Consider the following 10,743-nt stretch of genomic DNA (forward strand, 5'->3'; position numbering starts at 1 on the left):
TAGTCAATCTCCAGGACTGGCGCCGCATCTACACCCGCTATGACCGCTGCGCCTACGCCTTTATGTCCGCCATCTACATCGCCGCAACCGTCATCTTCTGGCTGCCGCAATAAGCCTTGAATCCCATGCACAGTCGAGATTCATCCACGAGACCTAGCGTCAATTACGTTTGGAATAATATTCCCCTCAGGGCCCTGCGTTCAATAAAAAACTAACGCGCTCTATTATCTCGTCTTGCTGCTCATTTGTCATATCGCTTCCCGAAGGTAGACATAGACCTTGTTCAAACAATCGTTCGTCGACGCCCGAGCCGTGATACCGAGTGCCCGAATAGAGCGGTTGTGTATGCATCGGCTTCCAAAGCGGGCGTGACTCGATCTGATGCTCGAGGAGCATTAGCCGAATGTCCTCTCGCGACACACCAGTGTCAACCGGATCGATTGTTAGTGCTGTCAGCCAGCGCGTAGACCAAGAACCTTCAGGCTCTGGCATAAAGGAAATTCCCGGATGTGTTAGTCCCTGACGATATCGATCGAAGATTTCTCTTCGCCTTGTGACTCTTTCATCCAGAACCTCCATCTGACCAAGGCCTATAGCGGCACAAATGTTCGATAACCGGTAATTGTAGCCAACCGTAGAATGTTCGTAATGTGCCGCTGGATCGCGCGCCTGCGTGGCAAGAAAGCGAGCCTCGTCGGCCCATGCTTTATGCTTTGTCACTAACATACCACCACCTGAGGTGGTGATGATTTTGTTACCGTTGAAAGAAAGAATCGCCGCGTCGCCGCCAGTTCCCGCCTTGCGTCCGTCGAGATAGGATGCGCCGAGGCTTTCCGCGCTGTCGACGATAAGGGGTACATCGTATTGGGCGGCCAATGCTTCGAGCGGGTTAAGGTCGACGGACTGGCCGTAGAGGTCGGTGGGCACGATGGCCTTCGGCAGACGGTTTTCTGCGGCAGCCTTGGCAAGCTCCTCGGCAAGGAGCGCAGTGTCGACGGTCCAGCTCTTCGGGTCGAGGTCGAAGAAACGCGGCGAAGCTCCTAGATAGTTCACCGGAAATATGCCGCCTGCGAAGGTCATGGACGAAATCCAAACCTCACTGCCCGGGCCGACGCCCGCGATGCGCAAAGCGAGATGCAAGGCTGCTGAACCAGATGAGAGACCAACGCAATGTACTGTCGAGCCTAGGTAGGCGCGCACGGATGACTCGAAAGCGTCAAGCTGTGGCCCGAGCGGAGCCACGAAATTCGAAGCAAATGCCTCGGCCACGCGAAGTTCCTCAACGCCAGACATGTGGGGGCGGGAGAGATAGATACGCATCGTCAATCCTTGACCAAAGGTTTAGCGGGATTACCGATGACGGTGGTGCCCGGTGGCACGTCGCGAGTGACGACCGCGCCCATGCCGACGATAGCGCCAGCGCCAATGATCAGCGGTTTTCCGGGCTTGCCTTGACGCAACACCGCGCCCGCTCCAATATAGGCATGATCTTCGATATGCACATTGCCGTTGCACATAACTCCTGGAGCGAAGGTTACGAAATCGCCAATCACGGAATCATGAGCGACGTAGGAATATATATTGCCGTGGAAATGGTGGCCGATCGTAACATTGGATGTTATTGTCGCAAATCCGCATAGGATCATTCCTTCCGAAACTGGAGACTGGTCGAGAACCATGCAGTTTCTGGCCTTTACGGAAAGAAATCGAAGTCCTGCCGCCTTACACTTGGTCGCCAGTTTTCTTCGAATATTTCCGTCGGCTATTGCAAGAGTGATAGCTCGATCCGTGGATGGATAATTAACGAATTGCTCAAAGGTGACACACTTGTGGCCATTGATCGTCTCTTGGGCGGCGGAGTCGTCTACAAAAACGCAGTGGGCATCGGGATTGTCGCCTACCTGTGCGTATAGCAAAGGCATGACCTCGCGTCCGAAGCCGCTTGCGCCATAAACACCGTACAAAGTCATTCCTTTACCCCCTTGAACTTCGACATGGTGGCCTCTCCCGCGGCAGAAATCCCGTCTCGCCTCACTACCTTGACGATGGTGAGCCAAACAATTTTTAAGTCGAGCCAGATCGAGCGATTATCGACATACCAGACATCCAACGCGAACTTCTGGTCCCAGGAGATCGCGTTGCGCCCGTTCACCTGCGCCCAACCAGTAACGCCAGGTCGGGCCTCGTGTCGACGGGACTGCTCAGGAGAGTATAGCGGCAGATATTCCATCAACAGAGGGCGCGGACCTACCAAGCTCATCTCGCCCTTCAGCACGTTCCACAGTTCAGGCAGTTCATCAAGCGAGCTAGACCTGAGAAAGCGACCAAGACCGGTTAGCCGTTCGCCGTCTGGAAGGAGACGGCCCTGCTCGTCGACTGCATCACGCATCGTGCGGAACTTGATCATTTGGAAGGGTATGCCGTGCCGCCCGGGCCGCGTCTGCCGGTACAGAACAGGCGCACCCATCCGGCCCCTAATGATTAGAGAGATCACAAGTATAACCGGCGATAGAACAATCAGCCCGATCCCAGCCCCCAAAATATCGAAAGCACGCTTGATCAACTAATGGGCTCCTTACATTTCAAAAAGTCTATCGGCCCAAACGAGGTGCATCCGCATCGGGACTAAACACAACCGGGAGCAGCGGATCAACAGGTGCGCCAAGTCAGAGCTTATTTATTCGAATCAGCCACATCATCCAAGATTGCGGCGAGCTCTCTGGCAAGTTGCTGGTACGAGTGCTTTGCTTCAACATACTTGCGTCCCGCCCTGCCCATTTGTGCCCGTTGGTCAGCCGGTATCGCCGCTAACTGGACGATGGCATCCGCTAATGCCTGAGGGCTATCGGGCGGAACCGTGACCCCGGCCCGTGCCTCATCAATGGGGTTGTTCGCGGCATCACTACAGAAGATGATAGGCCGCGCCGCAGCTAAATAGTCAAATAACTTGTTTGAGCTGATACCATATTTGAAAACCGGCGCTGCGATCAGATTGAATACAAATGCATCAGCTTTTTCGGCAAGAGTAGGAATTTGGCTTTTGGGTACCGGTGGTTTAAAAGTGACTCGTTTGAGTTGAAGGTCATTCGCCAACTCCATCAATGTCGGCTTGGCAGGACCATCACCGATGAGTTGAAGCACGATTCCCTCTGTTCCCGCTCGTTTTTCGAGAATCGCAAAAGCTCTAAGGATATTTTCGATGCCATTCGCCGTACCATGCGCACCGAAGTACATAACGATGAACTCGTCGTCGTTCGCAGCTGGTTCAGGCACCTTAGCTCCCTCGAGCTCGACACCGTTCGGCAGCCAGATGATCTTGTGTCGGTCTATCCCAAGCGGCTCTATGTAGTCTCCAGCACCCGGCAGCAGGACTACAATCCTGGCAGCCCGCTGATAAAGCCACAGCTCAATTTTCCTCATCACCTTGGCCATGCCGCTATTTTGCTCTAAGCGACCCAAGTCAATCAAAGTTTGCGGCCAGAGATCGCGCACCTCAAAAATGAACGGCACACCGAACCGCCGGGCGAGAAATGCTCCACTCACGGCCGCGAATGGGTGCACGCTGGATCCGATAATCACATCAGGTCGAGGGAGATCGCGCGTGGACGCATGTTGGCAAGCGCGCAAACAATACGCGAGCATGTTCATCATGCGGCCGCCACCATTGCCGCGATAAGGCGGAGTCCTCAACCAAAGAAATCGGACCCCGTCGTGGAAATCGATCCGCCACTTTCTGCCGGTTTCGAGGCGCTGCTTACCATTATCATGTTCAATGCTGGCTGCGACGATGCTACTTTCCCACCCGTAATCGCGCAGATGCCGAGAAAGGCTGAAGTGCCGGGTGCCGCCGGATTCATTGGGGGCAATGGCGTAATGGTTTAGCATCCATACATTTTTCATAGGTTCACCAGTGCAGGAGCGAATCGACGATGATTTGCGATGCGTTCCCGGTTCCGTAAGGCTGTCCATCTTTGCGATTGCCTGAATCGGTCTGCCTAATTGCCTCGACCACAGCGTCCGCACTCGTGGGGCTCGCAAGGCGGTTCCATCCCATATCCACTAATTCGACCCACTCGGTTTCGTCCCGCAGGGTGACGCAAGGAACACCGTGAAAGAAAGCCTCTTTCTGTACACCACCGGAATCGGTCACGATCAGCTGTGCGTTTTTTTCCAACGCGAGCATGTCGAGATAACCAACCGGGTCGATAATTCTCAAGTTCGGCGGGAGTGTGATGCTGGACGTCGTGATCCGGCTCTTTGTTCTGGGATGCAGCGGTAGCACGATGCATCTCTGCAGTTCGCCAAATCCGCCAAAGATCGCTTTCAGACGCTGGGGATCATCAGTGTTCTCGGCTCGGTGAATGGTAGCCAGAATAAAGTTAACGCCTTCCAGATCGAGCTTCTCAACAATCGTGCTCTGCTCATCTGAGACGCGGCCATACTGGATTGCAACGTCGAACATAACATCGCCCGACTTTACAACGCGATCTCCGTGCAGGCCCTCGCTGCGCAGACATTCGATGGCAGTATCTGTAGGTGTGAACAGGGCGGTCGCCACATGATCCGTCACAACCCTATTGATCTCTTCTGGCATTCCCCGATTAAAAGAGCGCAAGCCCGCTTCGATATGGGCGATTGGAATGTGCAGCTTCGCGGCAGCAAGCGCCCCGGCTAATGTTGAATCCGTATCGCCGTAAACTACCACCCAGTCAGGTTTCAGGCGGACAAGCTCGGCTTCGAGCTGTTCCAGCATGCGCCCCGTGTTTTGTCCGTGGGATCCACCACCAATACCCAGGTTAACCACAGGTTCGGGGACGCCCATCTCGGACAGAAACACACTAGACATGTTGTCGTCGAAGTGCTGGCCCGTGTGAATTATAGCCTCATCGACCCCCCTACGCGCCATTTCGGCGGATACTACACTTGCTTTGATCAGTTGGGGACGTGCCCCCAAGATTGTAGCGACTTTCATAGCTTGTCTTTCAATAATATCCTGAGCGGATCAGCCACATGGCTAACCATTATGCCAAGAGATCTCGATACATCTTGATGAGCTTTGGTGCTTCGCGCCGTTCCCAGTTCAGGCGGGATACTACCGCAGCCTGGCCTGCTCGCGAGATCTGTTCTCGCCGCTCAGCATTGTTGAGCAACTCCAAGATGACGTTTGCATAGGTAGCTTGATCATCCCCTTCGACAAGCACCATTTCACTTGGGTCCAACTGTTCGGCCAACTCAGGAAATCGGGTACACACGACGGCAATGCCGCAGATCATATACTCGTAAACCTTCATTGGGATGGCCACTTTGAAGCGCTCGTCCATCGGATGATAATTAAACCCGATCCGCGCCTTTCGCAGGACGCCAGACACCTCTGAATGGGGCACTCTGGGAATGAAAGTAATCGCGGCCAACGTGCGTGGATGAGGCGCATTTGCCTGCATCCACGACTGGGTTTTGGTGGGCACTCCCAACAGCGCAACTTTGAAGCCCGGTCGCCGCTGACAAAGGATGTCCACGAGGTGGAGAAATGGTTCTGCCCGGAACGGCGACATGGAACCCATAAAGATCACGTCGAATTCCTTGTCTGACCGACCCTCGACATTCGGGAATTCGCCAACAGGTAACAGATTAACACAGGCAATCGCGTCAGATTTGTCGCAAATCGCGGCGCGCAAAGCTTGAGTTGGGAACACGGACCGGTCGAAGATAGCACAGGGCAGCTTCTCGACCAACGCACTGAGTAGAAGGCGCTTCACTGTTCGAAGAACCCCTAGCCGCATATGCGCTGTCTGAACCCTAGAGTAGTACTCATGGATATCCCAAACCATTTTGTGGCCAAGAAGCTTGAGCAGCAACGCTACCGGCAAGATCTCGGGATCGTGAAAATGCACGATCTTCGGATTAATGGAGCGTACCGTTTTGAACGCCTCGATAGGTGCCAACAAACGACGCAATAGCCGATGGTTTCGCTGCCGCAGGGAAACAATCGGAATCCCGCTATGACAACTCAAACCGGGCGCCTTTGTCGGCCCGACGACCACCGTGCGGATTCCGGCCTTGTGGGCGCTCAAAGCTTCTCTGTAGAATATCCTAGAATCGAGAACGTCGTGGACGGTTGTCAAATGGACGAGATCTGTTGGTTCTGGGGGTTGAGGCACTGATTTTCGCTTTCTCTCGTTTGCTTACCTGCAAACTGGCAGCCCCATGAAGGGCCAGAAAAACGAGCCCCCCGAATAGCAGGAATGATGTCAGAATGGTCCCACTTTTGACTGAAATCAGAAGGAAAAACACCATCATGAATTCGAAATTGGGAGACCTGCCGTGACGCTCGCGCACGCGCTTTTGCCCGGAGACCGCCAATAGCACAAGGGCAGCTGTCGTCACTAGCCCGAACGAAATAAGCATCTCGATCACCACGTTATGGGGATAGAGCGCCATAGGATAATGATAGTAGCTCTGAAAATAGCCAATACCACACCCAATCGTGAAACAATTTATATTGTCAAATAGTAGCTTAAAACTGTCGATAAGCAACGTATCGCGCATTCCGAGCGAATAACTAAAAGCCGCAAAACGACCGACCAAAACGGAGTATGCCGAGAGCGTCTCATCGACTGCACTCGAATAGACAAATCCTATAAGCACAAGAACAAAGAAAAAGGCTGCAAGGTAAAATTTTCGAAGCACCAACATCGATGTCAGTAGCGCGAAAATGAAATCGCCACGCCCACCCCCTATCAAAGAAAGAGCAAGGAAAACCCCAACAAATCCCACACATAAATATCTCAAGTGGGATGATGTCATTGATCTTGATAAAATAATAGCAGAAAATACTGCCGCCAAACCGAAAAATTTACTTATTCCCTGAGAGTACGATATAGTATTGCCTTCGTAATTTTTTACCTCATAAACAAAACGGGGGTAACCAGATATCAAAAGACCGCCTTCAACGACCGTGTATATCAGGATCAGTAAGGCGAAACATATAAACATCCAAACTGCTCGATCTGACACAATCGGCTTTCCGGCTGGCGTTAGATAGTAAACGCCAGCGATTGAGGAGGACAGGATGACCCATGTCATGTGCAAAGAAAAGCTACTAGAGGCTGTCGGAGACATAACTCCAAGCATCAGTATTGAGTATCCAGCAAACAACCCCATAAAGGCGCTGCCTACGAGTATTCTCGCCGCCTTGGACGGGTTTTTCACAATACCCCAAACAAGATATAATATAATAATGGCAATAAAACCGAGACGAAGCGTGGCTAAGTTCGCAATTGTCGACTCGGTAGTGCTGGCCCAGGAGACTGTGACCAATCCGATAGTAGAAAATGCGGCGAGATCTCGAACGATGGAATACGAAAGCTTCATGTCTGCGAAGCCTTTTCCTTTATTACGATCCGATGTTTAGCCCGCGCAGTCAACAAATCTTCCTTTGGAGCGAACGTGACACTGATTTGTGATGCCTCTCCCAATATCGACTTTAAGTACTTTATAACGGATTTCACGTCTGCGTCACGCATTTGCATGGGATCATCATAGATACGGAGGGTGAAAGCTCCTTTTGTTGCGTGCTGGACGATCGAGTAGGGGCGCATATTTTTCCAAGCGCTGCAATTCCCGTTCTGAGTACTACAGGTGCAACCAGCGAACCATTCGACGCGGTCAGATGCTCATCTACTCTGCCTTGTATTCCGTTTAGGCGCTGCCAGTATCGTCCGCTTGCACAGCGCTCGGACGAGAGGTGTTCTGCCAAGTCGCCGGTTCGATACCGAAGTAAGGGCATGGCGTCGTTAAGCAGTGATGTCCCGATTATCTCATTCCGTCCGTCAATTTGCTCAAGTTCACATAATCCGATGGCAGGATGCACGTGATAACCGTCGTTGTGCGGGCTCTCGCTCGCTGCGATAACATTTTCGCCGGAGCCGTAGGTACCAAAAATAGTCGCCCCGCCCAGCCATTGGCTAAGTTGCTGCCGCTCGTTCTCCGTCATATTCTCGCCGGTAAAGCTGACGAGAGGAAGCTTGGGGGGGGGTGGCCAGTTTGCTCAGAAAAGCGCTTGAGCATCAACAGGGCAGAGGGTGAGCCTGTAACAACTCAGGTGAAAATTTCTCGAGCGCGCTCATGTAGTCCTGAACCGACAACGTCGAGAGGGAATGAACACCGAGGAGTAGTTGATTTTCAAAATAATTTCGGATGACTACGCCGCGCGGTTTATGGCCCATATAGCGTCCCGCCATTGTCGCGCGCCTGCCAAGCGGCGAGAATCCGAACCAAGAATAAAACTGATAAAGCATCGCATAGCCTTGGGCAAAAGCCATACGTTTGGGTTGGTAGAAGGTCACAGGCTGTCCGGTCGTGCCGCTGCTGTGTCGCTTAATCCGTGGAGCCTTATTGCTCGTAACGATCATCTCGGCGCCGTGTTGGCGAAGGTCGTCCTTGCCCAACACGGGCAAGCGCTTGATGTCATCAAGACTCGTAATTTTTTCAGGATCGAATCCGACTTTTGCAAATACCTTCTTGTAGTAGGGCGTCGTATATGCAACTCGCGCGATATAGCGTAGGCGGTCAATTTGAAACGCTTCAAGCTCCTGCTGGTCGTATTTTTCCAACTTAAGCCACTCGGCAAGAGTGCGGCGCATTTCGCTCGAGTAGCGGTTCATACGATAATATCCGCCCAAACCATTGGCCAAAACGGCGATGCCCCAAACAGGAATAAGGTCGACTATCTTTGTTCTATAGGAAGCTGCCATCACTCCATTCCTAGCGCCGAAATAGTAAGTCTGTCAGTTTCCGGGCGTCGATGCGTTGAACCTTGGCAGCAACTGCCCCGAGCCCACCTGCTTTCCAATCCGCCCGAATGGATTGGAGAAAACGCTTCCACTTGCTTCCGCGCCATTCAAGATAGAGCGTGTCAGACGCGCCGGAGGAGATTTCTCGCGACAGATCGTGGAAACGTCGTAAAGCGATCTCTTTCGAAGAGCCAGATAAGAGCGATAGTCTGAGATCGCCCCCGCGCTGGACGATGTCGACTTCGATCTTGTCTTCGCTGACGGTCGCCCCCATGGCGATGGTCAATGCAAGCGCCTGATCGCGACCATCCTCCAACTTGTCAAAGACGAAATCGCCTAGACTGAAAAACACCACGCCGCTGGCTGCTTTATCAACCCCCTGCGCAACGTGCGGATGGTGTCCAAATACAAGGGAAAAACCCGCTTGACGCACTTCCGACATTAACCTCCGGATTGATGGTGCCGGATGGCACACATCACCCCCGCCCGCGTGCAAGTGCAATATGCAGCGATACCCCTTCCCGGAGAGGTCTTCCACACGACGATATAAGTCCCGGCCCGGTGTTGCCATAACGTAACGGCTATTCGCAGGCAGATTCCCTACAGTCGTCGCTCCGAAAATCGCGATTTTGCGCTCTGCTATATGGAAGATCGCCGGGTCAGCGGCGGCCTCGGCCGAATTCCCGATACCGACATGGCGGACCCCAATCTTATCCAGCCAATCCAAGGTCTCATCAACTGCGTCATCACCAAAGTCGCCAAAATGGTTGTTGGCGACACTGACCACGTCGAACAATTCAAGCAAAGGTCGCGCCATTTCAGGGTCTCCCTGGAAATGACTGTGACTCGCAGGATTAGGGGTTCCTCGAAATCCGATAAGACATTCAAGATTGCCGGTTACAATGTCTCCATCCAGTCGCCCCAAGAGGTCGGGCGCCACGAGCTCGGTGGCATCGGGAACGCCCGTGCGCCGGACACCTCGACCCAGCATTATATCCCCGACCGCAACCAATCTGGGAGAAGCGACATCCTTCAACTTGCACGTACCTTTTGAAGGTCCCAAAAATTGATAAGGGAGATATTCTGTTCTCGGAAATGCTCTAACACACGCGGGTCGGTCAGCACCTTCACCTCATCGGCGCGCGGATCGACATACTGCGAATTCGCTCTAAGAAGAGCATCCGGGAAACCGGGATGACAATATACCTCGCTGTAACCTTGGGCCAGCGTATCGGCCAAGGTGTGCCAAAATGCTCCGAGAGACTTGTGACTATCGTCAGCATATCCAGGGGTAATGAGCCTGTCAGCAGCAACGAAACCCCGGCGCTCAGCTTGGGCAGTTCTCCAGCGACCGCCAAGATGTGTAACGACTCGCTTGGGGTTTCGCAGGTAATAGGACGTCAACGCAGATGCTGCGATGGGCCCTTTGGTTGAATAGAGTTGTCTTCGGTGAGAACGAATTCCTGGGATATTGAACTTCTTAGCCACACGGCAAGCGACATCAAAATAAACGGGCCAAAGATGCTTGTTCTGATGCCCGTCCCAATGACTTATTGAGACGCCTTGGTCAGCCAATATTGCGGCTTGGGCCTCCAGCTCTATCTCCATTTCCTCGACCTTGACCTGACCTCGTAGCAGTTTTTCGCCTAAGGCCGGACCGTGAAATCTGCCATCATTGCCGACCAGAGACCTAACTTTCTCAATTGGGGCACACGGTGGCCCGACGTTGAGATTGAAATGGATGCCAAAAGACACCTGGGGAAATTGTTTCTGAACTTTACCCGCTTCGCCCAAGTGACCGAAATTTGGAGTGCAGCTTGTGCTCGTGATCATTCCGGACTCAAATGTCTTAATGATCCCTTCATTGACGCCCGGCGTGAACCCGTATCCATCGGCGTTTACGATTAAATTTCGACCGTTTTTCATAGCTATGTCCAGCGATTTAAATTTA

The 10,743-nt window shown here is 52.8% G+C and carries 10 protein-coding genes and 1 pseudogene; 1 reads left to right on the forward strand and 10 read right to left on the reverse strand.

Annotation, left to right across the window (positions count from 1 at the left end; genetic code table 11):
• Positions 1–8: 8 nt before the first annotated feature.
• A pseudogene (locus DVR09_RS11310) lies at positions 9–113 on the forward strand (IS5/IS1182 family transposase); the annotation flags it as partial.
• Positions 114–186: 73 nt separating this feature from the next.
• On the opposite strand, the gene DVR09_RS11315 reads toward DVR09_RS11310, so the two are convergent.
• From DVR09_RS11315 to DVR09_RS11365, 10 genes are all read right to left on the reverse strand, one after another.
• Positions 187–1,320, reverse strand: coding sequence for a DegT/DnrJ/EryC1/StrS family aminotransferase (locus DVR09_RS11315; protein ID WP_275543157.1), 1,134 nt, complete (start codon positions 1,318–1,320; stop codon positions 187–189).
• Positions 1,321–1,322: 2 nt separating this feature from the next.
• A complete protein-coding gene (locus DVR09_RS11320; RefSeq protein WP_115417016.1) occupies positions 1,323–1,970 on the reverse strand; it encodes an acetyltransferase in 648 nt (215 codons plus the stop codon).
• On the reverse strand, positions 1,967–2,563 hold the full coding sequence (locus DVR09_RS11325; RefSeq protein ID WP_174223745.1) for a sugar transferase: 597 nt from the start codon (positions 2,561–2,563) through the stop codon (positions 1,967–1,969). Before DVR09_RS11325 ends, DVR09_RS11320 begins: the two co-directional genes overlap by 4 nt.
• A 110-nt stretch (positions 2,564–2,673) precedes the next feature.
• Positions 2,674–3,900, reverse strand: coding sequence for a glycosyltransferase family 4 protein (locus DVR09_RS11330; protein WP_115417017.1), 1,227 nt, complete (start codon positions 3,898–3,900; stop codon positions 2,674–2,676).
• Positions 3,901–3,904: 4 nt separating this feature from the next.
• Positions 3,905–4,972, reverse strand: coding sequence for a non-hydrolyzing UDP-N-acetylglucosamine 2-epimerase (gene wecB, locus DVR09_RS11335; protein WP_115417018.1), 1,068 nt, complete (start codon positions 4,970–4,972; stop codon positions 3,905–3,907).
• Positions 4,973–5,021: 49 nt separating this feature from the next.
• Positions 5,022–6,071: a glycosyltransferase family 4 protein gene (locus tag DVR09_RS11340; RefSeq protein WP_162814952.1), complete on the reverse strand. Its 1,050-nt coding sequence runs from the start codon at positions 6,069–6,071 to the stop codon at positions 5,022–5,024.
• A gap of 19 nt (positions 6,072–6,090) precedes the next feature.
• Positions 6,091–7,371 carry a hypothetical protein gene (locus DVR09_RS11345; protein WP_115417020.1) on the reverse strand — a complete coding sequence of 427 codons (1,281 nt, stop codon included), beginning with the start codon at positions 7,369–7,371 and terminating at the stop codon, positions 6,091–6,093.
• Between the two features lie 695 nt (positions 7,372–8,066).
• On the reverse strand, positions 8,067–8,753 hold the full coding sequence (locus DVR09_RS11355; protein WP_115417022.1) for a phenylacetate--CoA ligase family protein: 687 nt from the start codon (positions 8,751–8,753) through the stop codon (positions 8,067–8,069).
• Positions 8,754–8,763: 10 nt separating this feature from the next.
• Positions 8,764–9,783 (reverse strand): CapA family protein, encoded by a 1,020-nt coding sequence (locus DVR09_RS11360; RefSeq protein ID WP_234041615.1) that lies wholly within the window; start codon positions 9,781–9,783, stop codon positions 8,764–8,766.
• A gap of 41 nt (positions 9,784–9,824) precedes the next feature.
• Complete coding sequence (locus DVR09_RS11365; protein WP_115417024.1) at positions 9,825–10,718, reverse strand: carbohydrate deacetylase; 894 nt, start codon at positions 10,716–10,718, stop codon at positions 9,825–9,827.
• Between the last annotated feature and the right edge of the window lie 25 nt (positions 10,719–10,743).

This window comes from Erythrobacter aureus, assembly GCF_003355455.1.
Lineage (GTDB): Bacteria > Pseudomonadota > Alphaproteobacteria > Sphingomonadales > Sphingomonadaceae > Qipengyuania > Qipengyuania aurea.